This is a genomic window from Kitasatospora sp. NE20-6, assembly GCF_045862635.1.
Window position 1 is genome coordinate 17,639 of sequence record NZ_BPRL01000088.1, and the last position, 15,783, is coordinate 33,421.

Sequence of the window (15,783 nt, forward strand, 5' to 3'; positions counted from 1 at the left end):
GCGGGCGTGCTGCATGCCCGGCCCCGGGGGCGCTGCCGGCCGGGCGGCGCCCCCGGGTGCCGAGGTCAGCCGACCTTGAGGGTCAGGGCGGCGGTGTGGAGTTGTCCGGCGGTCCGGAACTGCAGGAACAGCCGCCAGTTGCCGGACCGGGCGAACTCGGCGTGGAAGGACAGGTCGGGTCCGCCGTGGTCGCCGTTCACGGTGGTCTCCGGGTGGAGGTGGGCGAAGGCCATGTCGCCCTCGTGGAAGGCGGTCAGGTGGGCGTAGGTGTCGAGGTAGGGCTGGAGGTCGGTGACCGGCTTGCCGTCCTTGGCGATGCCGACGGTCATGCCGTGGGCCATGTTCGCCATCAGGTCGCCGGTGACGGTGACGGTGTAGCCGTCGGCCTGCGCGGTGACCGAGGCCGGGGGCAGAGCGGTGCCGGTGCCGGTGGCGGCACCGGCCACGGTCGTGGTGCGGGAGAGGACCAGGGCGGTGCCCTTGCCGTCGCCGCTGTCGGGGGTGAAGGAAGCGTAGGTGCGCCAGGTGCCGGGGGCCAGCGCGGCCAGGGAGGCGCTCCAGGTGCCGTCGGGGGCCATGGTCGGGTGCAGGTGCTGGAAGCCGGTCAGGTCGGAGCGGATGGCGTAGAAGTGCATCTGCTTGGTCTGGTCGACGGCGAAGTCGGTGACCGCCTTGCCGTCGGGGCCGGTGATGGCGAACCGGTAGTCGGCCGCCGTGCCCGCGGGCACGGCGGCGTCCTGGGCGGTGAGGCGGTAGCCGGCCTGGCTGTCGGACAGGCCGTTACCGCCTTCCATGCCGGGCATCTCATGGTCCATGCCCGGCATCGAGTGCGGCGCCTCGGCGGACGCGGTGGCCGAAGCAGCTGCGCCGTGGTTCATGCCGGCCATGTCGTGGCCCGTGCCGGAGGATCCGCACGCGGTCAGGACCGCCCCGAGGGCCGCCGCGGTGGCGGTGGCGGTCAGAGCACGGCGCAGGGAGGTACACGGAGAAGAGGACATCTCAGGTCTTTCGGGTGGGCGCGCAAGGCGCGCGGGAGCGTTCAGGACACGGCGCCTGCCCTGTGGTGGGCCGTGGGCGGGCGGGTCCTGTCACGTCCGGGAGATGCACACCTGTGTGAGGAGGGCACGGCCGGCCCGCGGCGGACCTCGGCGCCGCAGGAGCCCTGTGGCCGCCGGGCCCTGCAGGACGGCCCGGTCGGCCAGGGCGACGAGCACGAGGGCGGCCGACAGCGTGAGGGCCGCGCGGCCCTGGGCCGGGGTGGAGACGCACAGTTCGCCGCCTGCCATGCCGGAGCCCGGCCGGGCCGTCACGCCGGTGCGGTCCCCCGCCGTTTGGGCAGCGGCGCCGCCGTCCGTGCGGTCCGGGTGACCTGTGTGGGCCATCGCCGGAGCCGGCGCGCCCGCCATGCGGTCGGCCAGGGCCCCGTGGCAGCCGGCGGCGGAGGCAGGGGCGCCGTGCATGAGGAACAGGCCCAGCAGCAGCGCGCACACCGACAGCAGCAGGCCCGTGGGCCGTCGCTCGCCGGTGGCTGTGTCCACTGCGGTACTCCCGTTTCCCTCGTAGGCCGGCAGTACCCGTTCAGGGCCGCCGCGGCACGACGATACCCCCACCGGGTACCAGGCGCACGCAGCCGCCACCCGAGCGTGTCCTCGGGGCGGATGCCGGTCGAGCAACACCTCCCTCGCCCTGAAGCCGACCGCACGCGAAGGTACAGCCCGGCCACAGCCTGCCGGTCACGACATGCTCGCCCTGGACCACTGCGTGTGCGGCATGCACAGCGAGCCGGCCGTGGTGCACGTCGCTCAGGAGGACGACTTCGCGATCACCTTGGTCGCGGAGGACTTCGACGCCTTCGTCATGGACCTGGTCGACGGGTCCGTCTACGACACCTCGGAGCAGGACCGACTCCCCGCCATCGCCGCGCTGCTCGACGACCTCGCCACCGTCGCCGGCGAGGTCGGGGTGCTGTACTCGCTCAGGAATGGAGAACTGCTCCCGCCCGACCGCTCTCCCATGGAGTGGTCAGTGGCTCATTCGTGACCAGCGATGGCTTCTGCGAGCGGGGTGAAGAGCAGTGTCCAGTTTCCGGGCAGGAGCTTCACCGACGTGAGGTAGCAGCGGACAACTGTCCGCTCGTCCGGGCGGCTGTCCGCCCCGTCCTCCAGGATGGCCTGCAGGCATTCGCCGATGCCCCCGGGGAAGTCGTCCTCGTCGAACCCCAGTCGTGTGTAAGCCTGCCGAGCATCCGATGGCAGGGTGAACGAGCCGTCCCACTCGCTGGCCGCGTCCAGCAGGTAGAGCAGGTGACTCCCGGGATTCGGCAGGTCGGCGCGCAGGCTCCTTGTGGTGAACTCCCGCGCTGTGTCCTCCCGGACAAGCTCTGACGTCTCGACTGCGTCGGCGACGAGGTCTGCCCAGTAGGCCTCGCCGTGTCTGCCGTCGGTCTGCCTCATGTGCTCGGCTGCGAATGCCGCCATCGCGTCCGGGTCGTCAATCAGCGGTGAGACAACGAGGTCGCTCTTGTAGTCGAAGCCGAAGTAGTAGCGGCACCCGTCGAGTGTGAGTGACTCGATGCCGGCCACGTGGCCGACCCGTCCGGGCAGAGGATCGAAGCGCTTGGCAAGTTCCTGTTCCATCCAGGAGACGGTAACCGTGGCCACTGACACCGAAGCGGTTCGGGCCGAGGGGGTCGAGTTCGTGGAACTGCCTGAGATCGGGGTGCCTGCCCGGACAGTCCGCCTCCGTGCGACGACCCTCCCTCTGGAGGCACTTCGAGCTGCCCGGACAACCCCGGGCGGACTCTACGGAGGGAGAGTAACTCATACACGGCTGTTCAACTTAGCCGTTTTGCGGTATCCATATCTCGTACACCCATGTACGAGATAGGAGCTCGTCCCATGGCTCACGCCACGCACGCCTCCGCCGGAACCCATCCCGGGCCAACCGCCGACCCGAAGCGCTGGACGCTACTCACACTGCTGTGCCTCTCCCAGTTCATGCTGATCGTGGACGTCACCGTGATCAACGTTGCGCTCCCCGGCATCGGAGCCGATCTCCGGCTGACCCGCGCAACCCTCACCTGGGCCGTCACGGCCTACACGCTCTGCTTCGGCGGGCTGATGCTCCTCGGCGGCCGCCTGGCCGACGCCTTCGGTGCCCGGCGCCTCCTGACCACCGGCCTCGTCCTGTTCACGAGCGCCTCGCTCGTGACCGGTCTGGCCGAGAACGCCCCCGTCCTGATCGGCGGCCGCCTCGCCCAGGGCGTCGGTGCGGCACTGCTGTCACCGGCCGCGCTCGCCACCATCACCCGCACGTTCCACGGCCCGGAGCGGAACAAGGCGCTGGGCATCTGGGCCATGCTCGGCGGCATCGGATTCGCGGTCGGAGCGATGCTCGGCGGCGTCCTCACCGCGGGCCCCGGCTGGAGCTGGGTGTTCTTCATCAACGTCCCGGTGGGCCTGGGGATCCTCCTCACCCTTCCCCGGCTGCTTCCCGCCTCGAGCTCACACGGCGGCCGCCGGATCGACCTGCCCGGCGCCGTCCTGGTCACGGCCGCCACCGGCTCGCTCATCTACGGCCTGATCAAGGCCGGTGACGCAGGCTGGAGTTCGACGGCCACACTGGTGCCCCTGATCGGCTCCGCCGTCCTCTGCACCGCCTTCACCGTCGTGGAGCGCAAGACCTCCGCACCACTCATGGACCTGCGCATCCTCGCCAAGCGCCCGGTCGCCGCGGGCTCGTTCCTGATGCTGATCGCCACCGGCCTGCTGCTCGGGTCCGTCTTCCTCGGTTCGCTGTACCTCCAGGACGTGCAGGAGCTCTCCGCCCTGTCCACCGGAGCACTCCTTCTGCCCGTCGCCGTCGCCACCGCGGTCGGCGCCCACCTCGCCGGTCACCTCATCGCCCACGCCGGCACCCGGCTGGTGGCCGCCGGCGGCCTGGTCGTCTCGGGATGCGGCAGCCTCGTACTCGCCACCTCCGACAGCACCGCCGGCACCGTCCTGGGCCTGGCCGTCGGAGCCGTGGGCATCATCCCCGTCTTCGTGTCCGCGACCACCACGGCGCTGGGCTTCGTCTCCCACCAGGAGGCAGGCATCGCCTCCGGCGTGGTGAACACCTTCCACGAGGTCGGCGGCGCCGTCGGCGTGGCCGTCGTCTCGACCGTCGCCGCCACCGGCATCGCCCGGCACTCGGCAGCCGGCTTCCCCGCCGCCTACACCGCCCTGGCCATCGCCGCGGCAGTGGCCTCGGCCATCGCCCTGGCCGTGATCCCCCGGGGAAAGCCCGACCTCCCCGAGGGCGTGCACGTCCACTGAGACGGACCACCGACGATCCCTAGACTCCGTCCATGGACTCCGCACAGCAGAACGGCTCCGCGAAGGCCCGACGGGGCACATCCGCCCACCACCCCCGTCGGGCCGACGCCGAGCGCAACATCACCGCGATCCTCGCCGCAGCCACCACGTGCTTCGGCAGGAACCCCAACGCCAGCATGACCGAGATCGCCGCAGCAGCCGGGGTCGGCCGAGTCACCCTGTACGGCCACTTCTCCTCACGGGAGGCGCTCCTCGGCGAACTGATGGAGCGCGCCCTCGCCGAGGTGGCCACCGTTCTGGACGCCACCGACCTCGACGAAGGACCCGCCGACCACAGACTCCGGGCCTTCATCCGATCCTCCTGGCAGCTGCTCGACCGCAACCTGCGCATGCTGCACGCCGCCCGCCGGGCCCTGCCGGCGGAAGCGGTCCACCACCATCACGTCGGCATCCTGTCGACGATGGAACGCCTCATCATCCGGGGACGGCAGGAAGGAGCATTCCGCGACGACCTCCCCTCCCACTGGCTCGTCAGCACCGTCTACGCCCTGGTCCAAGCCGCCGGCGACCAGGTCGAAGCCGGTCAGTTCACCTCCGAAGAAGCACTCGAAGCCCTCGACGCGACCCTCCTCTCCGCCCTCCGGCCCCCGGCTCCCTGAAGACGGCCGGGCCGCCGCGCCCACGCGCACGAGCCCTGCAGCCGACCAGGCGATTCCACAGCGGTCGGCGCACGACGAACGGCCACGGTGACACCCTTGCACCGGTTCCTCCTCACCCCACGCCGGCCGGCCGGCATCCTCCTCGCACTGGCGGCCGTCGCCGTCTGCCTCCGGCTCGGCTCATGGCAGCTCGGCCGCTTCAAGGAGAAGGCCGCGGCCCAGCACGCAGTACCCCTGCCACCGGGCCAACTGGGCACGCTCACCCGCGCTGCGCCGGTCAACATCCTTCCGTACGCCGTGCACGACGGCTGGGTCGCAGCAGACACCGCACCCACCGGCCTCATGTCCCTGGCATCCCTGCAGCCCCGGAGCGGCGACGGCCTGAACCTGCGGGCATTCCAAAGCCTCGGCTACACACTGGAGTGGTTCGTCTTCGCAGGCTTCGTCGCCTTCATGGGATTTCGCCCGGCCCGCCACGAGGCGGAGGCAGCCGAGGGCCGTGCCTTCGGCCTCGACCTGGGCGCCAGCACTCCGCACTGAAGGTTCAACTGCTCTTACCACTCCGCGCGCGGACAGGCTCTGTCCGAGTGGGTCCACTGCCTGGTACGTACCGGCAGCGAGGGAGTACTGCCTGGGCAGTAGTGCGAAGTGCCAGCAGATGCATGACGCGCCGGGGGGCCTGTTCAGGGGACGGTTGGAAAGTACCCGAGAACAGGAAGCGAAGGGCACGACCACCGTGGCTACTCTCCTTTACCGTCTGGGCCGTGGGGCCTTCAGAGCGCGCTGGCTGGTCTCACTCCTGTGGGGGGTGGTGCTGGTCGGGGTCGGTGTGGGAGCCGTAACGGCTCCCCCGGCCGGCGACAAGCCGACGGTCATGCCGGGCATCGAGTCCCAGCAGGCCTACGACCTGATGTCCGAGCGGTTCCCGCAGGCCGCCGCCGACGGGGCCAGGGCGACGATCGTCTTCGTCGCCCCCGAGGGCCGGCAGGTGACCGCCTCCGACAACCGGGCGGTCATCGAGAGGACCGTCGACGAGGCGGGGCACGCGAGCACGGTCGCCGCCGCGGTGGACCCCTTCACGGCCGGCGCGGTCAGCAAGGACGGCACCACCGCCTATACGACCGTGACCTTCAAGGAGGCCGCGAACGACCTGACCGACGCGGAGAAGCAGCCCGTGCAGGCCGCCATCGACCAGGCACGCGCCACCGGCATGACCGTGGAGGTGGGCGGCGACGCGCTCGGTGACCAGGTAGAGGCCGGCGGGGCCGCCGAGGGCATCGGCACAGCCGTCGCCGCCGTCGTGCTGGTGATCACCTTCGGTTCGATGGTGGCCGCAGGGCTGCCGCTGCTGTCGGCCGTGGTCGGGGTCGGCGCATCCGTCCTGGCGATCACCGCCTTGGCGAGCGTCTTCGGGTTCTCCTCGTCCTCCGGTTCGCTGGCCTCGATGCTGGGCCTGGCGGTCGGCATCGACTACGCGTTGTTCATCGTCTCCCGCTACCGCGAGGAACGCGCCAGGGGCCGCAGCGCCCGCGAGGCCGCCGGGGTCGCGGTGGGCACCGCCGGCTCGGCCGTGGTGTTCGCCGGCCTGACCGTCATCATCGCCCTGGCCGGCCTGTACGTCGTCGGTATCCCCGCCCTGACCAGCATGGGCTTCGCCGCCGCCGGCGCGGTCGGCGTCAGTGTCCTGGTCGCCCTCACCCTGGTGCCCGCGCTGCTCGGTCACTGGCCCGACGCCGTCCTGCCGAGGAAGCCGCGCCGGGCGGCGAAGGCCGCGAAGAAGCGAGCCGTGAAGCTGGGCGCCGGGAACCGCCGCGCCCGCCGCGCGGCCGCCCGCGAAGCCGCCGACCACGCCGTCACGGGTATCGCCGTCGAAGACGCCGCCACGCCCGGGAAGCCCAACGGCTCCAGCCGGTGGGCCCGGTTCGTCACCCGTCGCCCGCTGCCGGTGCTGCTGCTGTCGGCAATCGGCCTGGGCGCGCTCGCCGTGCCCGTCCTCGGCCTGCAGCTCGGCATGCCGGGCGCCGAGTCCAAGCCGGTCTCCAGCACCGAACGCCGCGCCTACGATGCGCTCGCCGAGGGCTTCGGCCCGGGGTTCAACGGCCCGCTGACGATCGTCGTCGACGCCCAGGGCGCGGACAGCCCGAAGACCACGGTCGCCGAGATCGGCCGACGGCTCGCCCACACCGACGGCGTGGTCTCGGTCTCCCCGGCCCGCTTCAACCCGGCCGGCGACACCGCGGTGCTGTCCGTCGTCCCGGCGACCAGCCCGACCGACAAGGCCACCGTCGACCTGGTGCACCGGATCCGCGACGACCGCGCGGACACCGGATCGGGCACCGGCGCGACCTTCGAGGTCACCGGCACCACCGCACTCAACATCGACATGGCCCAAAAGATCCAGAACGCGCTGCTGCCCTACCTCGGCCTGATCATCGGCCTGGCCGTCCTCCTGCTGATGGTCGTCTTCCGGTCGGTGCTGGTCCCGCTCAAAGCCGCCGCCGGGTTCCTGCTCTCCGTCCTGGCCTCGCTCGGCGCGGTGGTGGCGGTCTTCCAGTGGGGCTGGGGAGCGAACCTGCTCGGCGTCGAGCAGCCGGGGCCGATCATGAGCATGATGCCGATCTTCCTGGTCGGGATCGTCTTCGGCCTGGCGATGGACTACGAGGTCTTTCTGGTCTCCCGGATCCGTGAGGCGCACGTCCACGGCGAGGACCCGAAGCAGGCCGTGGTCAGCGGCTTCCGGGCCAGCGGACGGGTCGTCGTCGCGGCGGCGCTGATCATGATGTCGGTGTTCGCCGGGTTCGTCACCGCCCAGGAATCCATGATCAAGACGATCGGGTTCGGCCTGGCCGTCGCCGTACTCTTCGACGCGATCGTGATCCGGATGGCCTTCGTGCCCGCCGTCCTCGCGCTGCTCGGAAAGGCCGCCTGGTGGCTGCCGCGCCCGCTGGCCAAGATCCTGCCCAGGGTCGACGTGGAGGGCGAGTCCCTGGACCGGCGTGTGGAACCCCTCCCGTCGCCCGGCACCGAGGAGCCCGAACGTGAGACGGCCGGCGTGTGAGTACGCCGACCGGGGTACCGGGTCCGTCCGTGTCGGCTGACACGGACGGACCCGGCCCACGTATCACCACCGGACCGGAGTGACGATGGAGCACGAGCCCAGGAGGACCACGATGACCGGCAGGCCGTTGACGCAGCGCTGGCGGTCCTTCACGCGCCGCAGGCCGCTCGCCGCCGACGCCGTCCTCCTGGGCTTCCTGTCCGCCGTCACCGCGACGGGCAGCGTCTACACCACCGCACACCCCGGCGAGGCCGGCTACCAGGTGGCGGGCGCCGTGCTCGCCACGGTCGGCTGCCTGGCACTGCTTGCCCGGCGCCGCCACCCCACCGCGGTCCTTGCGACCACCGCCGCCTGTACCACCGCCGCCACGCTCCTGGGCTTCCTGCCGACCCCGCTGACCCTCGGGCCGCTCATGTTCGCCCTGTACTGGACCGCGCTCGAGGACAACCGCCGCACCGCGTTCCGCTGGGCGGCGGCCACCACGGCCGCCCAGGTCGCCGCCGCCCTGCTGGTCGCCCCGACCAGCGACTTCCTGGTCCTGAAAACACTCAACCCGGCCGCGTGGCTGATGCTGATGCCCCTGCTGGGCGGCAACCTGCGGCTACGCCGCGCCTACGTCGAAGCCGTGGAGGCCCGAGCCGTGGAGGCCGAACGCACCCGCGAGGAGGAGGCCCGCCACCGGGTCGCCGAGGAACGCATCCGGATCGCCCGCGAACTCCACGACGTGGTCGCCCACCACCTCGCTCTCGCCAACGCCCAGGCCGGCACCGCCGCCTACCTGGCCCGTTCCCACCCCGACCCCCGGGTCCAGAACGTCCTGGACGAACTCTCCGGCACCACCGCCTCGGCCCTGCGCGAACTCAAGGCGACCGTCGGGGTGCTCCGCGACGCAGATGAGGACGACTCGCCCCTGCGACCCGCTCCCGGTGTGGACGACCTGCCCGACCTCGTCCGGTCGTTCGCCGTCACCGGCCTGCACGTCGACCTCACCACCACCGGGGCCCCGGTGCCGCTCACCTCCGGCGTGGCGCTCACTGCCTACCGGATCGTCCAGGAGGCGCTCACCAACACCGCCAAGCACGCCGCCACCGACACCGCCCGGGTCACCCTCGCCTACGGCCCCGGTCACCTGACCGTCACCATCACCGACGACGGCCCGACCCCACCAGGTGACGCCGGCCGCCCTGCGACTGCCGGCGAAGGCCCCTCCGGCTTCGGGCTGATCGGCATGACCGAACGCGCCCAGCTGATCGGCGGCCGACTGAACGCCGGACCACGCCGCGGCGGCGGCTTCGCCGTCACCGCTCAGCTGCCCCTGCTCCCCGACGACCGCCCGGAGATGCGCCCGTGACCGTGACCGTGCTGCTCGTCGACGACCAGGCCCTGCTGCGGGCCACCTTCCGGATGCTCATCGACTCCACCGGGGACTTCACCGTCGTCGGCGAGGCCGCGGACGGCGCCAGAGCCGTCGAACAGACCCGGGCGCTGCGACCCGACGTGGTGCTCATGGACATCCGCATGCCCGGCACCGACGGACTGGCCGCCACCGAGACCATCTGCGCCGACCCCGATCTGACCGGCACCCGCGTCCTGATCCTCACCACCTTCGAGACCGACGAGTACGTCGCCCGTGCCCTGCGCGCCGGCGCCAGCGGATTCCTCGGCAAGGACGCCGACCCCGACACCCTCCTCGACGCGATCCGCACCGTCGCCGCCGGCGACGCCCTCCTCTCCCCGGCCGCCACCCGCTCCCTCATCGCAACCTTCCTGGAGGCCCCCCAACCACCCGCAGCACCCGACCGGAGCACCCTGGCCGACCTCACCCCACGTGAACGGGAGATCACCCTCCTGGTCGCCCACGGCCTGTCCAACCACGAGATCGCCGAACGCCTCACCGTCAGCTACCCGACCGTCCGCACCCACGTCCAGCGGGCCCTCGCCAAGACCGACAGTCGTGACCGCGCCCAACTCGTCGCCCTCGCCTTCCGCACCGGCCTCATCCGCCCCTGACGCACTGACCCACCGACCCACCGACCCACCAAACCCACCGCACCAGGAAATCCTGTGCGCGTGGTCGTGGCCGAAGAACGGGTCCAGGTCACCGGGTTCGACACCTGGGAGAAGGCGCAGCGCCCCGGCCGCTTGGCCCGTAACCCGCAGACCGGCGAGCGCGTGCGCACGCAAGTCAAGAAGACCACCGTGCCCCGCTTCCGGCCCGGCCAAGGCTTCAAGGACCTGACCTCCGGTGCGAAGAAGCTGCCCGGCCACGGCCAAGGCCCCCAAGGGCTCCCCCACCACCGGCACGACCACGGCCTGCACCGCTGCCGGCTCCCCCGCCGCGGCGAAGCGGACCGCCCCCAAGCGCCCGGCCGTCACCGGGCCGCCGACCACCGCCAAGAAGAGCGCTGCCCGAAAGTCCGCCCCGACTGGCGGGGAGCGTCATTCCGCACACGCGATATTCGGAGGGCGTCGGCGTCGGCGAACCGTAGGGTGAGTGCGCCAAGACAGCCTGGTAGCAAGGGAGAAGCGTGCGGTCCGAGGAACGTGCGGGGTGGGAGCGGGACTTCCCGGTCCGGTATCTCCTGGTGCGGGAGGACATCCACGGTGAGGAGGAGGACGTGCTGTGGGGGCGGTGCGCGGAGGTCGAGGGCCTGTTCATGGACCCGCCTCCGCTGCCGCGAGAGGTCCTGACGCTGCGCGGCTGCCCGCGCGAGAGCCTTCTGGCCCGGGCCGTGGTGGCCGGCGCCGAACCGGTGCGGCTGCTGGGGGACGGAATGCTCTCGATCGAGCCTGTGGATCCCTCGAACGACGGGCCGGCCCGCTTCTGGGACCTGGAGGACACGACTGTCCTGGCCCGGTGGCCCACGCCCGGCGACCCCGGCCTCATCGACATCGTCGTGGGCACCGGCGTCAGGGAGGACGACCACTGGGGCAGCAAGCGGCTGCCCTCGAACCCGCGGTTCGACCTGTGGTTCCCCTCGATCCACGGGGTCAGCCCCTCGGACAGTTGCCGTTCCATCGACGGCCTGCTCACCCCGCGCCCGCGGCGACCCACCCGGCCCGTGCACCTGATCGGCTGCGAACCCACCGCACCGCTGCTGGCCCTGCTGTGCCGTCCTCTTCCGCAGAAGGGCGACCAGATCACGCTCCGGCGCCTCGACCGCCACGGCCGGACGATGATCGGGTACCGCCTCGACCTGCACACCGTCGAGGCACGCCCGTCCGTCCTCGGCGGAGCCCTGATCGACGTCACCCTCACCGACCCCGGTGACGACCGCCCCACTCTCGCCGCCCGCCCGGTCTGGGAGATCTGGTTCGACGGCGTTCCCACCCGACCCAACCGGTGGGCACAGTTCGACGCCAAAGGCCGGTCCGAGTGGCTGAACCTCACCGACGTCGGCCCGTACAGGGTGGAGGGCCTCTCCGGCGGGACGTACCACCTGGACGGACAGCACGTCACCGACAGGGCCGGCTTGCTCCTGGCGCTCGGCGAAGCCCTGCTCGGCCCCGGCACCAACTACGGCACATGCCTGGACTCGGTGGAGGACTGCCTGTGCGGCGGGTTCTCCGTCGTCCCCCCGTTCACCCTCGTCTGGCACCACGCCGACATCACCCGCCACGCCCTCGCCGGACACATCCTGCACCACCTCGGCGGCCTGTCCTACTTCGAGGAGACCGTGAACCTCCTGCGCAAGAAGGGCGTCACCGTCGTGCTCCGGTGAGGAAGGTGACGGACAATCCCGGAGCCCTTGAAAACGGTGCCTGACCTGGAGAAGGAACGGAGCGGGGGCAACAGCCAGGCCATCAGGGCCCGGTCGTATCGTCTCCCGGTGCCCGGCTGGTGGCCCGGGCCTGGAGGTAGGCGGTCCAGTCGGTCGCGGCTCGGGCACGCCATCGGGTGAGGGTGGTGAGGCCGCGGCCGGGCACGGCGGGCGGCCAGGACAGGCGGGCAGGACGGGCGGCCTTGTTCAGTACGGGGCGCGGGCGGTGTGCAGGGTGAAGGCAGCCTCGGTCATGTCGATCGTCCTTGAGGTGATGGCTGGCGCCGCTTTGACCGAGCCGGTGCACCTGACCCAACTGACATCGCCGTCGGTGGCCATGATCTCGCGGTCCGGGAACACGAGGGTGCCGTTCAGGTCGCCGTGCGCGGGAGGACTGCAAGCGCTCCGGAACAGCTCAGCGCGTGCCCCGCCGAGGGACGTAGAGGGATGTAAGCGTGCCGGCCGTGTGAACGATGTCGCCGTACCCGGGCATCTTGAGCTTCCCGTTCGACAGCTCGCTCTCCGGGATTCCGGCCGCGCGCAGCAGGTCCTTGATCCGCTCCTGTCGTTCCTGGCGGCCGTCCAGGGCGTGGCTCAGCAGTTCGGCCTTCGCCGCGCTGCACCGGTTCCGGATGGCCATCGCCGAGCAGCTGCAGGTGTGGTTCCCGGCCGAGCACGCCGCCCGGACCGGGGCGGGAGGTCCCGCCGGGGCTTCGTGACGAAGGGTCAGAGGCCGGCGCGGCCGTGGCTGAAGTAGCCGCGGAAGGCGATGTCGGACTTCGCCACGCCCCGTTCGCCGACCAGGTGACGGCGGATCCCGGTGACCCGGTGGCCAGCGAGGATTCGCCGGCCGTGAAGGTGTAGAAGCGCCCCTCGGGAAGGCGGGCTTGTTTCACCGTGTCCAGGGCGAGGGTGCCGGGCTTCGCGCCCGTGTCGGTGCGGGGCAGCCAGTGGACGATGCTGCCCGGCGGTGCCTTGATGTCGCTGCGGATGTCCTCGGGTGACGGGACTTCCAGGAAGACCTCGGCGGGCAGGTTCGCCGCGGACTGCTCCAGGACGGCGAGGATCGCCGGAAGGGCGCTCTCGTCGCCGACCAGGAGCTGCCAGACGGCGCCGGGGGCGGGCGCGTAGCTGTGTCCCTCGTCGAGGAAGGCGACCTCGGTGCCGGGCTCGGCGGCCCGTGCCCATCGGGTGCCTGGGGCAGCCGCGCCGGCGGTGTCGACCGCGCGGAGGGAGATCTCGATGTCGAACGCCGATGCCTCGGGCCGGAAGCGCCGGATCGAGTAGGTTCTGACCCGCGGCCGCTGCTTGCCGCCCTGGAGCGTGAGCTGGAGAATCCACCGCTCGCTGGTGGGCAGGAACACCTCCGTGGTGTCGTCGTCGGGGTCGGCGAAGAACAGCCGTCCTGCCTGGTCGAAGCCTGACTGCTCCAGGTGCCGGACGTCCTCGCCGCCCAGCGTGACGGTCATGAAATGCGGACTGGGCTGTTCGCTGCCCTGCACGGTCAGCGACAGCATCCGTCGCTTGCGGGGGCGCTGGATCCGGGATGCCATCGCTACCCGCCCTGCGGGCCGGCTGGGAGCTTCATCGTGGTCATGTGACCACTGTCGGCGTGGCGCTCCCTCCGCGACCACCGGTAAACTGACGCCCGATGCCGACAACCCGCCAACCTTCGCCGGCGCCCGCCGAGGCAGATGATCCGATTCTGCAGGGCGGTGCCTGGCTGCCGCACGGCTTCCAGCTCGCCCCGCACAGCCATGTCCAGGGCCAACTGGTCTACGCCGCCGCCGGCACGCTGGCCACGGCGACGGAGCGCGGCACGTGGGTCGCCCCGGCGGACCGGATCACCTGGACGCCCCCGCGCTTCGCGCACTCGCACCGCTTCTACGGCCAGACCGATGTACGGCTGGTGTCCGTGCCGCTGGACCTGTGCGCCGACCTCGTCGGTCACCCCAGCGTCTTCTCGGTGAGCCCGCTGCTGCGCGAGGCCCTCCTGGCGCTCACCGGCGAACCGGAAAGGCGGGCCGGCGCCCACCGGCGTCTTCTCGGCGTGATCGTGGACGAGTTGGCCGACGCGGCCGAGACCTCCCTGCACCTTCCCGAAGCCAGTGACGACCGGCTGCGCGCCGCCACCGATCTGCTGCGCGCGGATCCCGCCCGGCCTGCCACCCTGGCCGAGCTGGGCCGGGCGGTGGGGGCCAGCGAGCGCACGCTCAGCCGCTTGTTCCACACCGAGCTGAGCATGAGCTTCCACCGCTGGCGGACCACCCTGCGCATCCACCACGCCCTGGCGCACCTGACCGACGGGATGACGGTGACGGAGACCGCGGTGACGTGCGGCTGGTCCAACCCGTCCACCTTCATCGACGCCTTCACCGAGGTCATCGGCCAGACACCGGGCCGCTACCAGGCCGGCCTTCGCATCCGCACGCACTAGCTGTCGCTTCGGCCGTGCGCCCTATGTGCGCCGGTTGAGCGCGTGGTGGGCGCGTGGTGAGCGTGGTGGGCGTGGTGGGCGTGGCCCGAACCAGCTTGGCGGGTTTCCGGTATCGGGTGCCCACTTACCAGTGGTTCACAGCCTGCCGTGCCTTTCACAGTGGAGACCGAGCGGGCGCCGGCCCGCACGGCCGGCGCCGCGGTGTACGCCCTCGGCGCGTACCGACCACTGCACGGATCACGAAAGGCCCGCACACATGACTGAGACACGCGACGACACGGCCGTCGTCATCATCGGGGCCGGCGTCGCCGGTCTGACCCTCGGCAACTTCCTGCTGCGCAACGGCGTCGACTGCATCGTGCTGGAGAAGCATCCTCGCGCCTACGTCGAGAAGCGCCAGCGCGCCGGAACGATCGACACCTTCGGAGTGCGCCTGTTCCGCGAGTGGGGCCTGGAGGAAGTCCTGGCGGGCGACCCGATCCCGCACAGCGAGGGCGGCTTCTACATCGACGGCCACGCGATGCCGATCGACGTGGACGATGACAACGACGAGAGCCTGTACTGCCCGCAGCAGGTCCTGGTGCGCAACCTCACCGAGGTCTTCCTGCGCGAGGGCGGTGACCTGCGATTCGAAGCCGGGGACGTCGCCCTGGAGAACCTCACCCAGGGCCGCCCCGTGGTGCGCTACCAGGAGGCCGACGGCGCGGCGCGAGCCGTCGACTGCGACTTCATCGCCGGCTGCGACGGTTTCCACGGCATCGCCCGCCGCTCCGTCCCCGCCTCCGCGCTGACCGAGTACTCCCACGAGTACGGCTACTCCTGGCTCAGCGTCCTGGCCGCCACCGAGACCAGGCCCTCGGGCATGGCGATCCACGAACTTGGCCTGGCCGGGATGATCCCCCGCGGCCCCGGAGCCAGCCGCATCTACCTGCAGTGCGCGGTCGACGACACCCCCGAACGGTGGCCGGACGAGCGCATCTGGAGCGAGCTGGAGGCCCGCTTCGGCACTCCGCCCTCGCGCGGCGAGATCCTGTCCAAGCAGATCGTTCCGCTGCGCAGCGTGGTGTTCGACCCGATGAGCTACGGCAGGCTCTACCTCCTCGGCGACGCCGCGCACATCGTGCCGCCGATGAGCGCCAAGGGCATCCACCTCGCCCTGCACGACACCGAGGTCTTCGCCCGCGCGGTGATCCGCCGGGCCGAGGAGGGCGACTCCAGCCTCCTCGACAGCTACTCGCAGACCTGCCTGCCGCACGTCTGGAACTACCAGGCGTTCGCGACGTGGATCACCGACACCATGCACAACGCCGGATTCACCGGCTACGAAGGCGAGTTCAAGAAGCAGATCGCGCGCGCCGAGCTCCGGCGCCAGTTCGCCTCCGAGTCGGCGAACAAGCTGTTCAGCGAGCTGACCGCCGGCACCAACTAGTAGGGCTTGGTCAGGTCCGTATGGGTGTGGGTATGTCGCGGTGGCAGGTGGGGCAGGCGCCGGCCCAGGTGGCGAGGATCAACTGCAGCTCGCGGACGACCTGGTAGAGGCTCGGACCGCTGC

The 15,783-nt window shown here is 71.4% G+C and carries 15 protein-coding genes and 1 pseudogene; 11 read left to right on the forward strand and 5 right to left on the reverse strand.

Annotated features, from left to right (window positions below):
- Positions 1 to 65: 65 nt before the first annotated feature.
- Both SNE206_RS36890 and SNE206_RS36895 read right to left on the reverse strand, forming a co-directional pair.
- On the reverse strand, positions 66 to 998 hold the full coding sequence (locus SNE206_RS36890) for a hypothetical protein (protein WP_407917958.1): 933 nt from the start codon (positions 996 to 998) through the stop codon (positions 66 to 68).
- Positions 999 to 1,088: 90 nt separating this feature from the next.
- Complete coding sequence (locus SNE206_RS36895; RefSeq protein WP_407917959.1) at positions 1,089 to 1,538, reverse strand: hypothetical protein; 450 nt, start codon at positions 1,536 to 1,538, stop codon at positions 1,089 to 1,091.
- Between the two features lie 202 nt (positions 1,539 to 1,740).
- Here SNE206_RS36895 and SNE206_RS36900 point away from each other — a divergent pair, with 202 nt between their 5' ends.
- The gene (locus tag SNE206_RS36900) at positions 1,741 to 2,040 is read left to right on the forward strand and encodes a hypothetical protein (protein WP_407917960.1); all 300 of its coding nucleotides are present in this window, start codon (positions 1,741 to 1,743) and stop codon (positions 2,038 to 2,040) included.
- On the opposite strand, the gene SNE206_RS36905 is transcribed toward SNE206_RS36900, so the two are convergent.
- The gene (locus SNE206_RS36905) at positions 2,031 to 2,636 is read right to left on the reverse strand and encodes a hypothetical protein (protein ID WP_407917961.1); all 606 of its coding nucleotides are present in this window, start codon (positions 2,634 to 2,636) and stop codon (positions 2,031 to 2,033) included. The genes SNE206_RS36900 and SNE206_RS36905 overlap by 10 nt on opposite strands.
- A gap of 261 nt (positions 2,637 to 2,897) precedes the next feature.
- On the opposite strand from SNE206_RS36905, the gene SNE206_RS36910 reads away from it, so the two are divergent.
- The 8 genes and pseudogenes from SNE206_RS36910 to SNE206_RS36945 all read left to right on the forward strand — a co-directional run bounded on the left by SNE206_RS36910 (position 2,898) and on the right by SNE206_RS36945 (position 11,755).
- Positions 2,898 to 4,316: an MFS transporter gene (locus SNE206_RS36910; RefSeq protein ID WP_407917962.1), complete on the forward strand. Its 1,419-nt coding sequence runs from the start codon at positions 2,898 to 2,900 to the stop codon at positions 4,314 to 4,316.
- A gap of 32 nt (positions 4,317 to 4,348) precedes the next feature.
- Positions 4,349 to 4,975, forward strand: a complete 627-nt coding sequence (locus SNE206_RS36915) for a TetR/AcrR family transcriptional regulator (RefSeq protein WP_407917963.1) — start codon at positions 4,349 to 4,351, stop codon at positions 4,973 to 4,975.
- A gap of 96 nt (positions 4,976 to 5,071) precedes the next feature.
- Positions 5,072 to 5,515 carry a hypothetical protein gene (locus SNE206_RS36920; RefSeq protein ID WP_407917964.1) on the forward strand — a complete coding sequence of 148 codons (444 nt, stop codon included), beginning with the start codon at positions 5,072 to 5,074 and terminating at the stop codon, positions 5,513 to 5,515.
- 196 nt (positions 5,516 to 5,711) lie between these two features.
- A complete protein-coding gene (locus tag SNE206_RS36925; protein ID WP_407917965.1) occupies positions 5,712 to 8,033 on the forward strand; it encodes an MMPL family transporter in 2,322 nt (773 codons plus the stop codon).
- Positions 8,034 to 8,145: 112 nt separating this feature from the next.
- Positions 8,146 to 9,384 carry a sensor histidine kinase gene (locus SNE206_RS36930; protein WP_407917966.1) on the forward strand — a complete coding sequence of 413 codons (1,239 nt, stop codon included), beginning with the start codon at positions 8,146 to 8,148 and terminating at the stop codon, positions 9,382 to 9,384.
- Positions 9,381 to 10,043, forward strand: coding sequence for a response regulator (locus SNE206_RS36935; protein WP_407917967.1), 663 nt, complete (start codon positions 9,381 to 9,383; stop codon positions 10,041 to 10,043). The genes SNE206_RS36930 and SNE206_RS36935 overlap by 4 nt, the downstream gene beginning before the upstream one ends.
- A gap of 54 nt (positions 10,044 to 10,097) precedes the next feature.
- A pseudogene (locus SNE206_RS36940) lies at positions 10,098 to 10,455 on the forward strand (HU family DNA-binding protein); the annotation flags it as partial.
- A 106-nt stretch (positions 10,456 to 10,561) separates the two neighbouring features.
- A complete protein-coding gene (locus SNE206_RS36945) occupies positions 10,562 to 11,755 on the forward strand; it encodes a barstar family protein (protein ID WP_407917968.1) in 1,194 nt (397 codons plus the stop codon).
- A 246-nt stretch (positions 11,756 to 12,001) separates the two neighbouring features.
- Here SNE206_RS36945 and SNE206_RS36950 read toward each other — a convergent pair whose 3' ends face one another.
- A complete protein-coding gene (locus SNE206_RS36950; protein WP_407917969.1) occupies positions 12,002 to 12,133 on the reverse strand; it encodes a hypothetical protein in 132 nt (43 codons plus the stop codon).
- A gap of 32 nt (positions 12,134 to 12,165) precedes the next feature.
- Entirely contained in the window at positions 12,166 to 13,347 is a 1,182-nt protein-coding gene (locus SNE206_RS36955) for a siderophore-interacting protein (RefSeq protein WP_407917970.1), read from the reverse strand.
- A 98-nt stretch (positions 13,348 to 13,445) separates the two neighbouring features.
- Here SNE206_RS36955 and SNE206_RS36960 point away from each other — a divergent pair, with 98 nt between their 5' ends.
- The gene (locus SNE206_RS36960) at positions 13,446 to 14,231 is read left to right on the forward strand and encodes a helix-turn-helix domain-containing protein (RefSeq protein ID WP_407917971.1); all 786 of its coding nucleotides are present in this window, start codon (positions 13,446 to 13,448) and stop codon (positions 14,229 to 14,231) included.
- A gap of 256 nt (positions 14,232 to 14,487) precedes the next feature.
- Positions 14,488 to 15,660 carry a 4-hydroxybenzoate 3-monooxygenase gene (locus tag SNE206_RS36965; protein WP_407917972.1) on the forward strand — a complete coding sequence of 391 codons (1,173 nt, stop codon included), beginning with the start codon at positions 14,488 to 14,490 and terminating at the stop codon, positions 15,658 to 15,660.
- Positions 15,661 to 15,783: the final 123 nt, after the last annotated feature.